This is a genomic window from Variovorax sp. 3319, assembly GCF_031456585.1.
In the GTDB taxonomy this organism is placed as follows: domain Bacteria; phylum Pseudomonadota; class Gammaproteobacteria; order Burkholderiales; family Burkholderiaceae_C; genus Variovorax; species Variovorax paradoxus_P.
In genome coordinates, this window is record NZ_JAVDUZ010000002.1 from 37,014 (window position 1) to 55,821 (window position 18,808).

Genomic DNA, 18,808 nt, shown 5'->3' on the forward strand with positions numbered 1-18,808 from the left:
AGCCAGTTGGCCCCATTTACAGAAAGAAGGAAAGAGTCATGCAACTCAATCCCGCAGAAATTTCCGAACTGATCAAGAGCCGCATCGAGGGTCTCGGCGTCAGTGCCAACATCCGCAACGAAGGCACCGTGGTTTCGGTGACCGACGGCATCGTGCGCGTGCACGGCCTGTCCGACGCGATGCAAGGCGAAATGCTGGAATTCCCGCCAAGCGCTGACGGCACGCCGTCGTTCGGCCTGGCGCTGAACCTCGAGCGCGACTCGGTCGGCGCCGTGATCTTGGGCGAATACGAGCACATCTCCGAAGGCGACACGGTCAAGTGCACCGGCCGCATCCTGGAAGTGCCGGTCGGCCCCGAGCTCGTCGGCCGCGTGGTCAACGCGCTCGGCCAGCCAATCGACGGCAAGGGTCCGATCAACGCCAAGATGACCGACGTGATCGAAAAGGTCGCTCCGGGCGTGATCGCCCGCAAGTCGGTCGACCAGCCACTGCAAACCGGCCTGAAGTCCATCGACTCGATGGTGCCGATCGGCCGCGGCCAGCGCGAGCTGATCATCGGCGACCGCCAGACGGGCAAGACCGCCGTGGCCATCGACGCGATCATTGCCCAGAAGGGCCAGGGCGTGACCTGCATCTACGTTGCGATCGGCCAGAAGGCTTCGTCGATCAAGAACGTGGTGCGCGCGCTCGAGCAAGTGGGCGCCATGGACTACACGATCGTGGTGGCCGCTTCGGCCTCCGAATCGGCAGCCATGCAGTACGTGTCGGCCTACTCGGGCTGCACCATGGGCGAATACTTCCGCGATCGCGGCCAGGATGCCCTGATCGTCTATGACGACCTCTCCAAGCAGGCTGTTGCATACCGCCAGGTGTCGCTGCTGCTGCGCCGCCCGCCAGGCCGCGAAGCCTACCCCGGCGACGTGTTCTACCTCCACAGCCGTCTGCTCGAACGTGCCGCGCGCGTCAACGCCGACTACGTGGAAGCCTTCACCAAGGGTGAAGTCAAGGGCAAGACCGGCTCGCTCACCGCGCTGCCGATCATCGAAACGCAAGCCGGCGACGTGTCCGCTTTCGTGCCGACCAACGTGATCTCGATCACCGACGGCCAGATCTTCCTGGAAACCAACCTGTTCAACGCAGGTATCCGCCCCGCCATCAACGCCGGTATCTCGGTGTCGCGCGTGGGTTCGGCGGCCCAGACCAAGATCATCAAGGGCCTGTCGGGCGGTATCCGTACCGACCTCGCGCAGTACCGCGAGCTGGCTGCGTTCGCGCAGTTCGCTTCCGACCTGGACGAGGCCACCCGCAAGCAGCTCGACCGCGGTGCCCGCGTGACCGAACTGCTGAAGCAGGCCCAGTACAGCCCGCTGCCGATCTCGCTGATGGGTGCCACGCTGTTTGCCGTGAACAAGGGTTTCATGGACGACCTGGACATCAAGAAGGTTCTGCCCTTCGAGCACGGCCTGCACCAGTTCCTGAAGACCAGCCACGGTCCCCTGCTCGACAAGATCGAGCAAGCCAAGGCGCTCGACAAGGACGCCGAGGCCGAACTGACGAGCGCAATCACCGCGTTCAAGAAGTCGTTCGCCTGATCGACCTGACAAGGAGCCCCCATGGCAGCTGGTAAGGAAATCCGCGGCAAGATCAAATCGGTGGAAAACACCAAGAAGATCACCAAGGCCATGGAAATGGTCTCGGTCTCCAAGATGCGCAAGGCGCAGGAGCGTATGCGCGCCGCGCGCCCCTACAGCGAGAAGATTCGCAACATTGCGGCCAACCTGGGCCGTGCAAACCCCGAATACGTTCACGCCTTCATGAAGACGAACGAGGCCAAGGCCATCGGCTTCATCATCGTGACGAGCGACAAGGGTTTGTGCGGCGGCTTGAACACCAACCTGTTGCGCGCCGTGACCACCAAGCTGCGCGAAGCGCAGGCGGCCGGCACGGCCATCGAGTCGGTGGCCATCGGCAGCAAGGGCCTGGGCTTTCTGAACCGCATCGGCGCCCGCGTGGTCGCGCACGTCACCCACCTGGGCGACACGCCTCACCTGGACAAGCTCATCGGCCCGGTCAAGACGCTGCTCGACGCCTATGCCGAAGGCAAGCTGTCCGCGGTGTACCTGTGCTACACCAAGTTCATCAACACCATCAAGCAAGAGCCGATCGTGGAGCCCCTGCTTCCGTTGGCGGCCGAGTCGCTGAAGATGGAAGAAGGCCAGCACTCGTGGGACTACATCTACGAGCCCGATCCTGAAAGCGTGATCGATGAGCTGCTGGTGCGCTATGTGGAGTCGCTGGTCTACCAGGCCGTGGCCGAGAACATGGCTTCCGAGCACTCGGCCCGCATGGTTGCGATGAAGGCTGCAACCGACAACGCCGGCAATGTGATCAGCGAGCTCAAGCTGGTCTACAACAAGACCCGTCAGGCCGGCATCACCAAGGAACTCTCCGAGATCGTCTCGGGCGCGGCGGCAGCCGCGGGCGTGTAAGCCAGTTTCAAGGTCGTCCCCCTACAAACAATTTTTATCGGAGCACACATGGCTCAAGCAAACGCAGTGCAAGGCAAGATCGTTCAATGTATCGGCGCTGTGGTCGACGTGGAGTTTCCGCGCGACCGGATGCCAAAGGTCTATGACGCGTTGAAGTTCGAAGGCAGCGCGCTGACCCTCGAAGTCCAGCAGCAGCTCGGCGACGGCGTGGTGCGCACCATTGCGCTCGGCTCTTCCGACGGCCTGCGCCGCGGCCTGATCGTGACCAACACGGGCGCGCCCATCACCGTGCCGGTCGGCAAGGCCACGCTGGGCCGCATCATGGACGTGCTCGGCTCGCCCATCGACGAGCGCGGCCCGGTCGGCCAGGAGCTCACCGCTTCGATCCACCGCAAGGCACCCGCATACGACGAACTGTCGCCCTCGCAAGACCTGCTGGAAACCGGCATCAAGGTGATCGACCTCGTGTGCCCGTTCGCCAAGGGCGGCAAGGTGGGCCTGTTCGGCGGCGCCGGCGTGGGCAAGACCGTGAACATGATGGAACTCATCAACAACATCGCCAAGGCTCACTCGGGCCTGTCGGTGTTCGCCGGTGTGGGTGAACGTACCCGCGAAGGCAACGACTTCTATCACGAGATGGCCGACTCCGGCGTCGTGAACCTCGAGAAGCTCGAAGACTCCAAGGTGGCCATGGTCTACGGCCAGATGAACGAGCCCCCGGGCAACCGTCTGCGCGTGGCCCTGACCGGCCTGACCATTGCCGAGTCGTTCCGCGACGAAGGCCGCGACGTGCTGTTCTTCGTGGACAACATCTACCGCTACACGCTGGCCGGTACCGAAGTGTCGGCACTCTTGGGCCGCATGCCTTCCGCCGTGGGCTACCAGCCGACGCTGGCCGAAGAAATGGGCCGCCTGCAAGAGCGCATTACCTCGACCAAGGTCGGCTCGATCACCTCGATCCAGGCCGTGTACGTGCCCGCCGACGACTTGACCGACCCGTCGCCCGCCACCACCTTCGCCCACCTGGACTCCACCGTGGTGCTGTCGCGCGACATCGCTTCGCTCGGTATCTACCCCGCCGTGGACCCGCTCGACTCGACCTCGCGCCAGCTCGACCCGAACGTGGTCGGCGAAGAGCACTACAACGTGGCCCGCGCCGTGCAAGGCACGCTGCAGCGCTACAAGGAACTGCGCGACATCATCGCAATTCTGGGCATGGACGAACTGGCACCGGAAGACAAGCTTGCCGTGGCTCGCGCCCGCAAGATCCAGCGTTTCCTGTCGCAGCCGTTCCACGTGGCCGAAGTGTTCACGGGCTCGCCCGGCAAGTACGTGCCGCTGGCCGAAACCATCCGCGGCTTCAAGATGATCGTGAACGGCGAAGCCGACCACCTGCCGGAACAAGCGTTCTACATGGTCGGTACCATCGACGAGGCTTTCGAGAAGGCCAAGAAGGTCGCGTAAAGCGGCGCAGGAACGCACATGGCAAACACCATTCACGTCGACGTGGTCTCCGCAGAAGAGTCGATCTTCTCGGGTGAGGCCAAGTTCGTCGCGCTGCCCGGTGAAGCCGGCGAGCTCGGCATCTATCCGCGCCACACGCCGCTGATTACCCGCATCCGTCCGGGTGCGGTGCGCATCGAAACGGCCGACGGCGGCGAAGAGTTCGTCTTTGTGGCTGGCGGCATTCTCGAAGTGCAGCCCGACACCGTCACCGTGCTGTCCGACACCGCCATTCGCGGCAAGGACCTCGACGACGAAAAGGCCAACCAAGCCAAGGCCGCCGCGGAAGAAGCGCTCAAGAACGCCAAGAGCGACATCGACATTGCCATGGCGCAGTCCGAACTCGCCGTCATGGCTGCCCAAATCGCAGCGCTGCGCAAGTACCGCCAGAAAAAGTAAGCCCGCCCTCGGGCTTGCTGGCAGAAAAGGCCGCCTTCGGGCGGCTTTTTTTCGTCCGGAGACGCCGTTTGGCAACCCGTCCGAATCCGGCTTCGATCTGAATTTGGTCGAAGTTCAGCCTTGTCCGGCTGAAGACCTGCCTCTAGTATTCGCGATCAATCACCTGCGGCAAGTTTCTGCGCAGGCAACAAGATGGAGACAACAACGCGTGACACGCTGGAGCGGCATCACTGCGGATGAAATGCGGTTGCTGGAGACCACGTTCTGGTCGGCCGGCGGCTCGCGCCATGCCATGGCTGAACAGCTCGGCTTCTCGAAGAGCAAAGCGAATGCGCTGATTGCGGGCCTGGTCGAACAAGGCCTCCTTGCTGAAGCCGGCCTCCAGCGCTCATCGGGCGGGCGGCGCGCCGAAAACCTGCAGCTGCATGCCGGCCTGGGCGTGCTGGTCGGCATCGACATTGGCGCCACCAGCCTCGACGTTGCGGTGCTGCGGCCGGACCTCACAGTGCTCGCGCAGCACGACGAACCTGCCGACGTGCGCGAAGGCCCCGCCGTTGTACTGGCCCGGGTGCGCGTGCTGATGCGCGAACTGCTCGCACGTTGCAACAGCAACGCAAGGAACGTGCTCGGCATCGGCATTGGCGTGCCCGGCCCGGTCAACTTCGAGATTGGGCAATTGGTGAACCCGCCGCTGATGCCCGCATGGGACAGCTTTTCGATTCGCGACTACCTGCGCGAGGACTACGCGGCACCCGTCTTCGTCGACAACGACGTGAACCTGATGGCGCTCGGCGAGCTCTGGCGTCTCAAGCGCTCGCTCAACAACTTTCTCGTGATCAAGATCGGCACCGGCATCGGTTGCGGCATCGTCTGCCATGGCGAGGTCTATCGCGGTGCCGCCGGATCGGCCGGCGACGTGGGGCATATCTGCGTCGACCAGGAAGGCCCGCGCTGCCACTGCGGAAATGTGGGCTGCGTCGAGGCCATGGCTGCAGGGCCGGCCATCACGCGCATGGCCGTGCAGGCAGCCGAAGCCGGCGAAAGCGCCATGCTCGCCGAATGCCTGCGCGTGCATGGCCGCATCGAGGCCGTCGATGTCGGCCAGGCGAGCCGCGCGGGCGACACGGCGGCCAACGGCATCATCCAGCGCGCCGGCAACCTCATCGGCCAGATGCTGGCGTCGGTGGTGAATTTCTTCAACCCGTCGCACGTGTTCATCGGCGGCGGCATCACGCGCATCGGGCCGCTCTTTCTGGCGGCCGTGCGGCAGAGCGTGTACCAGCGTTCGCTCGCGCTATCCACCCGGCACCTCGAGATCCAGTACACACCGTTGGGCGTGCAGGGCGGGCTGATCGGCGCCGGCGTGCTCGCCATGCACGAAACGTTGAAAGTCCGCGGAGTGGCACCATGACCGCAGCAGAAACCAAGGGAAGCGTCGCGGTCGAGTTTGCCGATGTGGTGAAGGCCTTCGGCCCGGTGCAGGTGCTGCACGGCGTGAGCTTTTCGCTGGCGCCGGGCCGTGTGTACGGGTTGCTCGGCGAGAACGGCGCCGGCAAGTCGACGTTGATGAAGATTCTCTCCGGGTATGAACAGCCGACCGGCGGCACCCTGCGCATCAACGGCCAGCCGCAGCAGTTCGCAAGCTCGCGCGATGCGGAGGCGCTGGGCATCGTGCTGATCCACCAGGAATTCAATCTTGCCGAAGACCTGAGCGTGGCGCAGAACATTTTTCTCGGCCACGAAAAGAAAAAAGGCTGGCTGCTCGACGACGCCTCGATGGAACGCGACGCCGCCGCAGCGCTGGCCGCGGTGGGCCTGCAGGTCGATCCGCGCACCAAGGTCAGGCGTCTCATCGTGGCGGAAAAACAGCTCGTCGAAATTGCCAAGGCCATTGCCCGCCGCGCGCGCCTGCTGGTCATGGACGAGCCCACCGCCACGCTGACGCCCGGCGAGACCGAGCGGCTCTTCAAGCTCATTGCGCAGCTGCGCGCCGACGGCGTGACCATCGTCTACATCTCGCACAAGCTCGACGAAGTGGAGCAGGTGACCGACGAGGTGATCGTGATGCGCGACGGCCGCTTTGTCGCTCGTGCACCTACGCCCGAGGTCTCGCGCCAGCAGATGGCCAACCTCATGGTGGGCCGCGAACTTGCCGACCTGTACCCGCCGCGCGACGTGGTGGTGGCCGCCGATGCGCCTGCCATGCGCGTGCGCAACTTCAGCGTGCCCGGCTGGGCGCACGACGTGAGCTTTGAAGTGCGTCCCGGAGAGATCCTCGGCTTTGCGGGGCTGGTCGGCGCCGGCCGCACCGAGCTGTTCGAAGGCCTGCTGGGCCTTCGGCCAGCCAGCGGCCAGGTCGAGATGCTCGGCAAGCCGGTGCCCGACCGGAAGGGGTGGCGCAATCCGCGTGACGCCGCAAAGCACGGCCTCACCTACCTGAGCGAAGACCGCAAGGGCAAGGGCCTGCACGTGAACTTCGGGCTGCGCCAGAACCTCACGCTGATGGCGCTCGAACGCTACACCCGCCCGTGGCTCCAGCCCGATGCCGAGCGCGATGCGCTCGCCGAGGCGGTGAAGGACTACGGCATTCGCACCGGCTCGCTCGACGTGCGCGCTTCATCCCTCTCGGGCGGCAACCAGCAGAAGCTTGCGCTTGCCAAGGTGCTGCAACCCAAACCCAAGGTGGTGGTGCTCGACGAGCCCACGCGCGGCGTCGACATCGGTGCCAAGCGCGACATCTATTTTTTGATCCAGCGACTTGCCCGCGAAGGGCTCGCCGTGATTGTCGTTTCGTCGGAACTGATGGAACTCATCGGCCTGTGCCACCGCGTGGCGGTGATGCGCGCGGGGCGCCTCGTCGCCACGCTCAACGCCGACAACCTGACTGAAGAGGAGCTCATCGCTCATGCCACCGGAACAGCAGACACCCATGCCGCAGCCTGAGGCCGCGCAGCACCGCAGCGAAAGCAAGCCGCGCTGGACCGAGCGCCTGCACGGCCTCGGCCCGGTCATCGGACTCGTGCTGCTGTGTATCGGCGGCACGCTGCTCAACAGCGACTTTGCCACCGTCGACAACGCCATGAACGTGCTCACGCGCACGGCCTTCATCGGCATCATCGCGGTGGGCATGTGCTTCGTGATCATCTCGGGCGGCATCGATCTTTCGGTGGGCTCGATGGCGGCGCTCATCGCTGGCAGCGTGATCATGTTCATCAACTGGGCCGGGCCGGCCTTGGGTTCGCCGCTCATGGCGGTGGTGATGGGCGCGGTGCTTGCGGTGGTGCTGGGCGCCCTGTTCGGCCTGGCGCACGGCCTGCTCATCACCAAGGGGCGCATCGAACCCTTCATCGTCACGCTGGGCACGCTCGGCATCTTTCGCGCCTACCTCACCTACTTTGCCGATGGCGGCGCGCTCACGCTGGACAACGACCTGTCGGACCTCTATGCGCCGGTGTACTACGCAAGCCTTGCGGGCATTCCGGTGCCGGTGTGGGTGTTCGTGATCGTCGCGATCATCGGCGGTGTCATCTTGAACCGCACGGCCTACGGCCGGTATGTGCAGGCCATTGGCTCCAACGAGCAGGTGGCGCGCTATGCGGCGGTCGATGTCGACCGCGTGAAGATCCTCACCTACGTGCTGCTCGGCGTGTGCGTGGGCATTGCAACGCTGCTCTACGTGCCGCGCCTGGGCTCGGCGTCGCCGACCACGGGCCTGCTGTGGGAGCTCGAGGCGATTGCCGCGGTCATCGTTGGCGGCACCGCGCTCAAGGGCGGGGCAGGCAGCATCACGGGCACCGTGGTCGGCGCCATCCTGCTCTCGGTCATCAGCAACATCCTCAACCTCACCAGCATCATCAGCGTGTATCTCAACGCAGCGGTGCAGGGCTTCGTGATCATCATCGTCGCGTTCCTGCAGCGCGGCCGCCGCTAGTTCGTTCCCGTTCCGCTTCACCATCAACCACAAGGAGACATCCAGCATGACAAGCTTCACCCGTCGCATCGCACTCACGGCCGTGGCGGCCGCGGCGCTCGCGAGCCTGCCCGCATTCGCTGCCGAGAAAGTGAACCTCGGCGTTTCGATTCCGGCGGCCACGCACAGCTTCATGGGCGGCATCAACTACTGGGCCAACCAGGCGAAGAAAGATCTCGAGAAGGAACACAAGGACCTGAAGATCACCATCAAGACCGCCGCCAACGCACCCGAGCAAGCCAACCAGCTGCAAGACCTTTCGACCGTCACCAAGATCAACGCGCTCGTGGTGTTCCCGTTCGAATCGGCTGCGCTGACCAAGCCGGTGGCACAGGTCAAGGCCAAGGGCGCCTACGTGACCGTGGTCGACCGCGGCCTCACCGACACCAGCGCGCAGGACGCATACGTGGCAGGCGACAACACCGCCTTCGGCCGCATTCCGGCTGAATACATTGCCAAGCAGCTCGGCGGCAAGGGCAACGTGGTTGCGCTGCGCGGCATTGCCACCACGCTCGACAACGAGCGCATGGATGCTTTCAACGCGGTGCTCAAGAACCATCCGGACATCAAGCTGCTCGACGCCAAATACGCCAACTGGAACCGCGACGACGCCTTCAAGGTCACGCAGGACTACCTCACCCGCTTCAAGCAGATCGACGCCATCTGGGCGGCCGACGACGACATGGCCGTGGGCGTGCTCAAGGCCATCGAGCAAGCCAAGCGCGACGACATCAAGATCGTCTTCGGCGGTGCGGGCGCCAAGGGCATGGTCAAGACCATCATGGACGGCAAGGACAAGCGCATTGGCGCGGACGTGAGCTACTCGCCCAAGTTCATCTACGACGCCATCAAGCTCACGGCCGAGGCGCGGCTGAAGGGCGAGAAGTTGCCCGCGACCACCATCATTCCTTCGGTGCTGATCACCAAGGAAAACGCGAAAGACTTCTACCACCCGAACTCGCCGTTCTGAGGTCGCATGCCTTCCTCCCTCTCCCCGAGGGAGAGGGAATAGTTACCAGGAATTTCCAACCGATGACTGATCAACCTTCTCGCAAGCTCCGCTGCGCCATGGTCGGCGGCGGGCGCGACGCCTTCATCGGCGCCGTGCACCGCAAGGCCATGGCGCTCGACGGGCAGATCGAGCTCGTGGCCGGCGCGCTGTCTTCGAGCCCCGAGAAGGCGCGCGCCTCTGGCCGCGACCTCGGGCTGGCGGACGACCGCAACCACGGCGACTGGCAGTCGCTGCTGGCCGATGAGCTCAAGCGCCAGCCGCACGAGCGAATCGACTTCGTCTCGATCGTCACGCCCAACCATGTGCACTTTCCGGTGGCGCAAGCCTTTGCCGAGGCGGGCTTTCATGTGGTGTGCGACAAGCCGCTGGTGCACACGCGCGAGCAGGCCGATGCGCTCGTGGCCACCGTGGCAAGGCAGGGCACGGTGTTCGGCGTGACCTACAACTACACCGGCTACCCGATGGTGCGGCAGGCGCGCGAAATGGTCCGCTCGGGCCAGCTCGGCGAGCTGCGCAAGGTCGTCGTCGAATACAACCAAGGCTGGCTCGCGAGCCAGCTCGAAGACACCGGCAACAAACAGGCCGACTGGCGTACCGATCCCGCACGCAGCGGCGCGGCCGGCGCCATCGGCGACATCGGCTCGCATGCCGAGAACCTCATTGCAAGTGTGACCGGGCTGGAAATCGAAAGCCTCTGCGCCGACCTGAGCGCGCTGGTGCCGGGCCGCATGCTCGACGACGACGGCAGCCTGCTCTTGCGCTTCAAGGGCGGCGCTCGCGGCGTGCTGATTGCGTCGCAAATCAACACCGGGCTGGAGAACGACCTGCGCCTTCGCATCTCCGGCGCGCTGGGCACGCTCGAATGGCGCCAGGAGCGGCCGAGCGAACTGCTGCACCTGCCGCACGACGGACCCAAGCGCACTCTCACCCGCGGTTCGCCGTGGCTTTGCGAATCGGCGCAGCGCGCAAGCCGCCTGCCGGCCGGGCACCCTGAAGGCTTCATCGAGGCCTTTGCCAACATCTATGGCGGCGTGGCCGCGGACATCCGCGCGCGCATCGAGGGGCAGCAGGCCGACGCCATTGCAGCGGACTATCCGCGCGTGGAAGATGGCGCCCGCGGTGTTCGATTCATCGAGCGCACGGTGGCTTCAGCAAAAAGCGAATTAAAGTGGACGCCCTGGTAGCCGTGCCGCATGCCCGCACCCGCGGGCATGCAACGCACGGCGCCTGGCGCCCATGACACGTTCCTCCCTTCGAGACCTGCCGCTTCGCGGCCCGCCGCCCTGGCTTCGCGCCCTGGGCCGGCGATGCCTTGCGCTCTGGCCGCTGAAGCTCGTCGGCAACACGGTGGCCACCATCGGCTTCTTCCCGTTGTACTTCTGGATCATGAAGAACGCCGGCCAGCCCTGGACATTGCCGCTCACCGCGTTCGACCGGCTGGTCGCCTTCTGGCCCGCGCTGCTGCCGGTCTATCTATCGCTGTGGGCCTACATTGCCTTGCCCGTGTTCCTTGCCAAGGACAGGCGGGAGTTTCAGGGCTTTGCATTGAGCTGCGCGGTCATGACCTTCATCTCGCTCGCGGTGTTCTGGTTCGTGCCCACGGCCATCCCCAACTTCACCATCGACGCAACGCCGGGCACCTCGCTTCATTTTCTGAAATCGGTCGATGCGGCAGGCAACGCGTTTCCGTCGCTGCACGTGTCGTTCTCGGTGCTTGCCTGCGTGGTGCTGGCGCGGCAATTGCGCGACGTGGCCGCGCCCATGTGGCTCCGCGCGTTCAACATCGCGTGGGCCGCAGCCATCGTTTATTCGACGATGGCGGTGCGCCAGCACGTGCTCGTCGACGTGCTCGGCGGACTGGCGCTGGGCATCGCGTTCGGGCTGGCTTCGCGGCCACGCCACGCCGTTGCGGCCGCACCTGTACAGGCGGAGCCGGCGTAGGCCGATCGCGCTATTCCTCACGCCCGGCGCCTGCGGTAAAAACCGGGCATCGTTCCCTTGATTCGACACGGAGCCGCCATGAAGATCACTGCCGCTGCTTTCTTCACGCTGGCCTGCGCGGCCGCCATGCCCGCCATGGCCATTGACTACCCCGCGCGCAAGCCTGGCCTGTGGGAAATCCAGACCGGCGATGGCACCGCCGCCAAGGGCGCGAGCCAGACCATCCAGCAGTGCATCGACGCGGCCAGCGACAAGGCCCTGCGTGACATGGGCCAGGGCATGGGCAAGGACGCCTGCTCCAGGCAGGAGCTGCGCAACGAAGGCGGCAAGCTGGTCGTCGATTCGGTCTGCAAGATCGGCTCGACCACCGCCACCTCGCACGCGGTGATGAGCGGCGACTTCAGCTCGGCCTACCGCATGGAAAGCAAGTCGACCTACAGCCCGCCGCTGATGGGCCGCGCCGAAGGCTCGGCCGTCATCGAGGCCAAGTGGATCGGCCCCTGCAAGGCAGGCCAGAAGCCCGGCGACATGATCATGTCCAACGGCATGAAGATGAACGTGCTCGAAATGGCGGGCGCGCGCAAGAAGTAGGCGCCGGCCCACAGCGCTTCGCGGCCCGCATTCGGCAACGCGAAAGCCGGCCACCGCCTACGATGCGGCCATGGCCGCGAAGGAAGAAGATCTCGTCGTCGCACGCCCGGAGGGGCTGTATTGCCCGCCGGGCGATTTCTACATCGACCCCTGGCGGCCGGTGGCGCGCGCCGTCATCACGCATGCCCACTCCGACCACGCGCGTGTGGGCCATGCGCACTACCTGGCGCATACCGACAGCGCCGGCACGCTGCGTACCCGCCTGGGCAGCGACATCGCGCTGCAGACGCTCGGCTACGGCGAAGCCATCGAGCACCACGGCGTGCGCGTTTCGCTGCATCCGGCCGGCCACGTGCTGGGTTCGGCACAGGTTCGCCTTGAACACGGCGGGCGCGTGTGGGTGGCCTCGGGCGACTACAAGACCGAGCCCGACGGAACCTGCGCGCCCTTCGAGCCCGTGCCGTGCGACACCTTCATCACCGAATCGACCTTCGGGCTGCCCATCTATCGCTGGCCCACGCAGGCCGCTTTGTTCGCGGAGATCGATGCATGGTGGCGCACCAACGCGGAGGCCGGCCGCGCATCGGTGCTGTTCTGCTATGCCTTCGGCAAGGCACAGCGCATCCTTCACGGCGTAGATGCCTCCATCGGGCCGATCGTGGTGCACGGCGCGGTCGAGCCGCTCAACGCCGTTTATCGCGCCGCGGGCGTGGCCTTGCCGGAGACGCTGCGCGTAACCGACCCCGGTGTGGACGCCGCGCTCCTGAAGCGCGCGCTGGTGCTGGCGCCGCCCTCGGCCCAGGGCACGCCGTGGATGCGCCGCTTCGGCAACTATGCCGATGCGTTTGCGAGCGGCTGGATGCAGCTGCGCGGTACGCGCCGCCGGCGTGGTGTGGACCGGGGCTTCGTCATGTCCGACCACGCCGACTGGCCGGGCCTGCAGCAGGCCATCGCGGGCACGGGGGCCAGCAGGGTATTCGTCACACATGGCAGCGTGGCGGTCATGGTGCGCTGGCTCACCGAGAACGGTCTGGAAGCGCAGGGCTTCAAGACCGAGTACGGCGATGAAGATGACCAAGAAACTCCCTCCCCTTCCGGGGGAGGGCCGGGGAGGGGGCCAGCGGCGCCCGATGCGGACGCTGGCAGCCCCCATCCCAACCTTCCCCCGGCAGGGGAAGGAGCAAAGGCATGAAGGACTTCGCCGCGCTCTACCGCGAGCTCGACGCCAGCACATCGAGCCTTGCCAAGCAGGCCGCGCTGCAGCGCTACCTGCGCGAGGCCGACGCTGCCGATGCGGCATGGGCCGTGTACTTCCTCGCCGGCGGCAAGCCGCGCCAGCTGGTGCCCACCAAGCTGCTGCGCCTGCTCGCGCAAGAGTCGGCGGGCCTTCCCGAATGGCTGTTCGACGAAAGCTACGAGGCCGTCGGCGATCTCGCGGAAACCATCGCGCTGCTGTTGCCGCCGCCTACCGAGGCGCACGATCTGGGCCTGGTGCGCTGGGTCGAGGAGCACCTGCTTCCGCTGCGCGAGGCCGGCAAGTCGGCGCCAAACGAACTGCCCGCCCGGCTGCGCGCGCAATGGCGCCAGCTTGCGGCCGAAGAGCGGCTGGTGTACTTCAAGCTCATCACCGGTGCGTTTCGCGTGGGCGTGTCGAAGCTGCAGGTCACGCAGGCGCTTGCCGCCGTGGGCGGCATCGACGCCAAGCGCGTGGCGCAGCGGCTCATGGGCTACACCCACATCGGCGGCCGCCCGCGGGCCGACGACTACCGCGCGCTCATCGCGCCGGAGTCTGGCGCGGAGCAGGTTCAAAAGACCAGTGGGCAGCCGTATCCCTTCTTTCTTGCGCATGCGTTCAACCTGCCGCTCGAACAGTTCGATGCGGCGCTCGGCCCGCCGGCCGACTGGATCGTCGAATGGAAGTGGGACGGCATCCGCGCGCAACTGGTGAAGCGCGCGGGCGCGGTCTGGCTGTGGTCGCGCGGCGAAGAACTGGTGACCGAGCGCTTTCCCGAACTTGCCGTGCTCGGTGAGGCATTGCCAGACGGCACGGTGCTCGACGGCGAAATTGCCGTGTGGCGCGAAGACAGGGTGCAGCCCTTTGCGGAGCTGCAGAAACGCATCGGCCGCAAGACCCTGGGCGCGAAACTGCTGCGCGAAATACCGGTGGTGCTGCTGGCCTACGACATTCTCGAATGGGAAGGCCGAGACCTGCGGGCGCTGCCGCAATGGGAGCGCCGCGCGCTGCTCGACGAGCTTGTCACGCGCATGCAGCATCCGTCGCTGCTGCCGAGCCCGATGCTCACCGGCGCCGAGTGGGGCGACCTTGCCCGCCAGCGCGAAGCAGCGCGCAGCATGGGTGTCGAAGGCATGATGCTCAAGCGCCGCGATGCGCAGTACGGCGTGGGCCGCACCAAGGACGTGGGCGTGTGGTGGAAGTGGAAGATCGATCCGCTCAGCATCGACGCCGTGCTCATCTACGCGCAGCGCGGCCATGGCCGGCGCGCCAGCCTCTACAGCGACTACACCTTTGCCGTATGGGACGGCCCGCCCGAACAGCAGGACCGCAAGCTCGTGCCCTTTGCCAAGGCCTATTCGGGCCTGACCGATGCAGAGATGGCGCGTGTGGACGCGATCATCCGCAAGACCACCGTGGAAAGCTTCGGGCCGGTGCGCAGCGTGGAGCCGACCCTTGTGTTCGAGCTCGGCTTCGAAGGCATTGCGCGCAGCACGCGCCACAAGAGCGGCATTGCCGTGCGCTTTCCGCGCATGCTGCGCTGGCGCGAGGACAAGCCGGTGGCAGAGGCCGATACGCTGCAGACGCTGGCTGCGCTGCTGCCGTCATGACCACGCCGCCGGACTCCGAATTTCTCCCTCCCCTCCCGGGGGAGGGCAGGGGTGGGGGCAAGCGGCGTATCAAGAATCAGCTGCCTGTTGAAGGCCGCTTGCCCCCATCCCGACCTTCCCCCGGGAGGGGAAGGAGCAAGACAGCAGTCAAGGCGGCGCTCGATGCATGGTTTGCCGCTCGCGGCTGGAAGCCCTTCAAGTTCCAGCGCGACGTGTGGAAAGCCATTGCCGAAGGAAAGTCCGGCATGCTGCATGCGACCACCGGCGCGGGCAAGACCTACGCCGTGTGGCTCGGCGCGCTGCAGGCCTTCTCGCAAGCCAAGAAGGAAACCGCGCGCCCCACAGCGCCGCCGCTCACGGTGCTGTGGCTCACGCCCATGCGCGCGCTTGCGGCCGACACCCTGCGCGCGCTCAAGCAGCCGCTCGACGCATTGGGTGCCGAGGTGCATCCGTGGAGCGCCGGCGCACGCAGCGGCGACACATCGTCCGCCGAGCGCGCCGCGCAGAACGAGCGCCTCCCCACCGTGCTTGTCACCACGCCCGAGAGCCTGTCGCTGCTGCTCGCGCGCGCCGATGCCAGCGAAGTGCTCGGCCGCGTGAAGATGGTGGTGGTCGATGAATGGCACGAGTTGCTCGGCAACAAGCGCGGCGTGCAGGTGCAGCTGGCGCTTGCACGGCTCAGGCGCTGGAACGCAGGGCTCGCGGTGTGGGGCATGTCGGCCACGCTGGGCAACCTGCAGGAAGCCATGCACGCATTGCTCGGCGACGAAGAGGGTGTGCTCGTTCAGGGCGCGGTGCCCAAGAAGCTGGTCGTCGATTCACTGCTGCCCGGCCGCGCCGAGCGCTTTCCGTGGGGAGGTCACCTGGGCCTCACGATGCTGCCGCAGGTGCTCGATGAAATTGCTGCCAGCAGCACAACACTGGTGTTCACCAACACGCGCTCGCAATCGGAGATCTGGTACCAGGCCATGCTCGAGGCCCGTCCCGAATGGGCGGGCACCATTGCGCTGCACCACGGATCGCTTGATCGCGCAGTGCGCGAATGGGTGGAGCTTGGGTTGAAGAGCGGTGAGCTCAAGGCGGTGGTTTGCACATCGAGCCTCGACCTGGGCGTCGACTTCCTGCCGGTGGAGCGGGTGTTGCAGATCGGCTCGCCCAAAGGCGTGGCGCGGCTGCTGCAGCGCGCAGGGCGTTCGGGCCATGCGCCGGGCCGGCCGTCGCGCATCACGCTCGTTCCCACCCACAGCATCGAAATGGTCGAAGGCGCCGCGGCGCGCGCGGCCATTGCGGCCGGCCACATCGAGGCGCGCCACACGCCGGTGCAGCCGCTCGACGTGCTGGTGCAGCACCTCGTCACGGTGGCGCTCGGCGGCGGCTTCGTGCCCGACGACTTGTATGCGGAAGTGCGCGGCACCGCTGCCTATGCGGGGCTCTCGCGGGAGAGTTGGGAGTGGTGCCTGTCCTTCGTCTCGCAGGGCGGCCCTTCGCTGGCCGCGTATCCCGACTACCGCCGCGCAGTGCCCGATGCCGAAGGGGTCTGGCGCGTGCCGGACGCGCGGCTTGCACGGCGGCACCGCATGAACATCGGCACCATCGTGAGCGACGCCAGCATGGCCGTGCAGTACATGGGCGGCGGCAAGATCGGCAGTGTCGAAGAGGGCTTTGTTGCGCGCATGAAACCCGGCGACTGCTTCCTGTTCGGCGGCCGGCTGCTCGAACTCGTGCGCATTCATGACATGACGGCCTGGGTGCGGCGCGCCACCGGCAAGCGCGCCGCGGTGCCGCGCTGGAACGGCGGGCGCATGCCGCTTTCGACCACGCTGGCCGATGCCGTGGTGCAGCAGCTCGCATTGGCCGGCGAAGGGCGCTATGACTCGCCCGAGCTGCAGTGCGTGCGGCCGCTGCTCGAGATCCAGCAGCAGTGGTCGGCCCTGCCCACGCCGCAAACCCTGCTGGCCGAAACGCTCACCACGCGCGAGGGTTCGCACCTGTTTCTTTATCCCTTTGCGGGCCGGCATGTGCACATGGGGCTTGCAAGCCTGCTGGCCTGGCGCGTGGCGCAGCATGATGCGCGCACCTTCTCCATTGCGGTGAACGACTACGGCTTCGAACTGCTGAGCGCAGTGCCGGTCGATTGGCCCGCGCTGCTGCCGCAGGTGCTGCGCTTGCCCCAGGGCGAAGATGCGCATGCCGAACTGCTGCACGAGGTGCTGGCTTCGCTCAATGCGGGCGAACTCGCGCAGCGCCGCTTCAGAGAAATCGCGCGCGTTTCTGGCCTCATCTTCCAGGGCTACCCCGGCGAGAAACGCAGCAACCGGCAGTTGCAGGCATCGTCGTCATTGTTCTGGGAGGTGTTTCGCAAATACGACCCGGCCAACAAGCTGCTGCTGCAGGCCGAGCAGGAGCTGCTCGCGCAAGAGCTTGAAATCGGCCGGCTGCGCGCCAGCCTCGCGCGCATGGCGACCCAGCAGCTGGTGCTGAAGCCGCTCGAACGGCCAACGCCGTTTTCGTTTCCGCTCATGGTCGAGCTGTTCCGCGAAAAGCTGTCGAACGAGAACGTGGCCGACCGCATCGCGCGAATGGTCGAGCAGCTCGAAAAGGCCGCGGGCGGCATCGTCACTGCGGGCGGCATCGAGCGCGTGAAAAGCACGCTCGCGTTCGGCCAGGAAGGGCCGGGCAAGCCACCCGCGCCGCAGCGCCAGCGCAGGCCGCCTTCGCGCCGCTCGCGGCCTTTGCCGCCGTTGTGAAGTGAGCCGTCCGGCTCAGCCCGCGCCGTGCGCCTTGACCCAGCGCACGATGTCCGCCGCACCCATGGCACCGGCCTGCCGCGCCACCTCGCGGCCGCCGCGAAACAGCGCCAGCGTCGGAATGCTGCGGATGTTGAAACGCGCGCCCAGGTTGGGCACGGCTTCAGTGTCCACCTTGGCGAGCCGCACCCGCGGCTCCAGCTGGGCGGCGGCCTGTTCGTAGGCCGGCGCCATCTGGCGGCACGGGCCGCACCATGGCGCCCAGAAGTCCACCAGCACCGGAATTTCATTGCGTGCAATGTGGCGGTCGAAGGTCTTTTCGTCCGGCAGCGCGGTCGAGTGGCCGGCGAACAGCGGGCGGTGGCAACTGCCGCAGTCGGGCGCGCTGCCCAGCTGTGCCGCGCGCACGCGGTTGGTCGTGTGGCAGTGCGGGCAGACGATGTGCAGCGATGGCGTTTCGGTCATGCCGAAGAACTGGGGTCCGCGGGGGTGAATTGCAAGTGACAGCCGCCAGCGTCCGTCGTCTTTTGCGACACTTGGTGCCAGTGACTTCCCCGCAACTTTCCTCGTCGGCCCTGCCGGTCCGGTGGGCTGGCGAACTGCTTCATCTGCTGCCCGAACGCGCCATCTGGTGGCCCGACGGCCGTGTGCTGTTCATAGCCGACTTGCATATTGGCAAGGCCGCAACCTACCGTGCGTTGGGGCAGCCGGTGCCAGGCGGTACCACGCAGCAGAACCTTGCGCGGCTCGATGGGTTGATTGCTGCCCATGTGCCGCAACGCATCGTGTTTCTCGGCGACTTTCTGCATGCGGCGCAGGCGCGCACGCCGCAGGTGCTGGCCGCGCTCGCCGACTGGCGGGCCACGCACGGGCCCATCGGCATGACGCTGGTGCGAGGCAACCACGACAGCCGCGCGGGTGACCCGCCTGCGGCCCTCGACATCGAAGTGGTCGACGAGCCCTATCTGCTCGGCCCCTTTGCCTGCTGCCACCATCCGCAATCGCATGCGACGCACTTCGTGCTCGCCGGGCACCTGCATCCGGTGTGCAGGCTTTACGGCCCGGGGCGCGACAGCGTGCGGTTGCCTTGCTTCGTGAGCGACGAACGGCAGGCGGTGTTGCCGGCCTTTGGCGAGTTCACAGGCGGGTGGCTGGTGGAGCGGGCGCCCGGGCGGCGCTTCTACGCGGTGGGCGGTGAAACGGTGTGGGCGCTACCCTCACTGGACTGAGGGTTCCGCCCCTTCCCCCTCCGGGGGAAGGCTGGGATGGGGGCAAGCAGAGCGCACCCATCGCCAACGTCGCTTGCCCCCAC

At 66.3% G+C, this 18,808-nt stretch carries 16 protein-coding genes; 15 read left to right on the top strand and 1 reads right to left on the bottom strand.

What is annotated here, in order from left to right; translation table 11 throughout:
- Positions 1–38 precede the first annotated feature (38 nt).
- The 14 genes from atpA to J2X67_RS04600 all read left to right on the top strand — a co-directional run bounded on the left by atpA (position 39) and on the right by J2X67_RS04600 (position 17,496).
- On the top strand, positions 39–1,592 hold the full coding sequence (atpA, locus tag J2X67_RS04535) for a F0F1 ATP synthase subunit alpha (protein ID WP_309950923.1): 1,554 nt from the start codon (positions 39–41) through the stop codon (positions 1,590–1,592).
- 21 nt (positions 1,593–1,613) lie between these two features.
- Entirely contained in the window at positions 1,614–2,489 is an 876-nt protein-coding gene (gene atpG, locus J2X67_RS04540; protein ID WP_281146723.1) for a F0F1 ATP synthase subunit gamma, read from the top strand.
- Positions 2,490–2,537: 48 nt separating this feature from the next.
- Positions 2,538–3,953 carry a F0F1 ATP synthase subunit beta gene (gene atpD / locus J2X67_RS04545; RefSeq protein WP_309950925.1) on the top strand — a complete coding sequence of 472 codons (1,416 nt, stop codon included), beginning with the start codon at positions 2,538–2,540 and terminating at the stop codon, positions 3,951–3,953.
- An 18-nt stretch (positions 3,954–3,971) separates the two neighbouring features.
- On the top strand, positions 3,972–4,391 hold the full coding sequence (locus J2X67_RS04550) for a F0F1 ATP synthase subunit epsilon (RefSeq protein WP_126749114.1): 420 nt from the start codon (positions 3,972–3,974) through the stop codon (positions 4,389–4,391).
- Between the two features lie 241 nt (positions 4,392–4,632).
- A complete protein-coding gene (locus J2X67_RS04555; protein ID WP_309951798.1) occupies positions 4,633–5,802 on the top strand; it encodes an ROK family protein in 1,170 nt (389 codons plus the stop codon).
- Positions 5,799–7,334, top strand: a complete 1,536-nt coding sequence (locus tag J2X67_RS04560; protein WP_309950927.1) for a sugar ABC transporter ATP-binding protein — start codon at positions 5,799–5,801, stop codon at positions 7,332–7,334. Before J2X67_RS04555 ends, J2X67_RS04560 begins: the two co-directional genes overlap by 4 nt.
- Positions 7,321–8,322 (top strand): ABC transporter permease, encoded by a 1,002-nt coding sequence (locus J2X67_RS04565; RefSeq protein ID WP_309950929.1) that lies wholly within the window; start codon positions 7,321–7,323, stop codon positions 8,320–8,322. Before J2X67_RS04560 ends, J2X67_RS04565 begins: the two co-directional genes overlap by 14 nt.
- 46 nt (positions 8,323–8,368) lie before the next feature.
- Positions 8,369–9,331 carry a substrate-binding domain-containing protein gene (locus J2X67_RS04570; protein WP_309950931.1) on the top strand — a complete coding sequence of 321 codons (963 nt, stop codon included), beginning with the start codon at positions 8,369–8,371 and terminating at the stop codon, positions 9,329–9,331.
- 62 nt (positions 9,332–9,393) lie between these two features.
- Entirely contained in the window at positions 9,394–10,557 is a 1,164-nt protein-coding gene (locus tag J2X67_RS04575) for a Gfo/Idh/MocA family oxidoreductase (protein WP_309950934.1), read from the top strand.
- A gap of 52 nt (positions 10,558–10,609) precedes the next feature.
- Positions 10,610–11,314, top strand: coding sequence for a phosphatase PAP2 family protein (locus tag J2X67_RS04580; protein ID WP_309950936.1), 705 nt, complete (start codon positions 10,610–10,612; stop codon positions 11,312–11,314).
- A gap of 78 nt (positions 11,315–11,392) precedes the next feature.
- Positions 11,393–11,905 carry a DUF3617 family protein gene (locus J2X67_RS04585; RefSeq protein WP_309950938.1) on the top strand — a complete coding sequence of 171 codons (513 nt, stop codon included), beginning with the start codon at positions 11,393–11,395 and terminating at the stop codon, positions 11,903–11,905.
- 70 nt (positions 11,906–11,975) lie between these two features.
- Positions 11,976–13,097, top strand: a complete 1,122-nt coding sequence (locus tag J2X67_RS04590; RefSeq protein ID WP_309950941.1) for a ligase-associated DNA damage response exonuclease — start codon at positions 11,976–11,978, stop codon at positions 13,095–13,097.
- Positions 13,094–14,749 (top strand): ATP-dependent DNA ligase, encoded by a 1,656-nt coding sequence (locus tag J2X67_RS04595; RefSeq protein ID WP_309950943.1) that lies wholly within the window; start codon positions 13,094–13,096, stop codon positions 14,747–14,749. Before J2X67_RS04590 ends, J2X67_RS04595 begins: the two co-directional genes overlap by 4 nt.
- Positions 14,746–17,496 carry a ligase-associated DNA damage response DEXH box helicase gene (locus J2X67_RS04600; RefSeq protein ID WP_309950945.1) on the top strand — a complete coding sequence of 917 codons (2,751 nt, stop codon included), beginning with the start codon at positions 14,746–14,748 and terminating at the stop codon, positions 17,494–17,496. Before J2X67_RS04595 ends, J2X67_RS04600 begins: the two co-directional genes overlap by 4 nt.
- A gap of 15 nt (positions 17,497–17,511) precedes the next feature.
- On the opposite strand, the gene trxC is transcribed toward J2X67_RS04600, so the two are convergent.
- Positions 17,512–17,961 carry a thioredoxin TrxC gene (trxC, locus tag J2X67_RS04605; protein WP_281146733.1) on the bottom strand — a complete coding sequence of 150 codons (450 nt, stop codon included), beginning with the start codon at positions 17,959–17,961 and terminating at the stop codon, positions 17,512–17,514.
- 80 nt (positions 17,962–18,041) lie between these two features.
- Here trxC and pdeM point away from each other — a divergent pair, with 80 nt between their 5' ends.
- Positions 18,042–18,725 carry a ligase-associated DNA damage response endonuclease PdeM gene (gene pdeM / locus J2X67_RS04610; RefSeq protein WP_309950947.1) on the top strand — a complete coding sequence of 228 codons (684 nt, stop codon included), beginning with the start codon at positions 18,042–18,044 and terminating at the stop codon, positions 18,723–18,725.
- Positions 18,726–18,808: the final 83 nt, after the last annotated feature.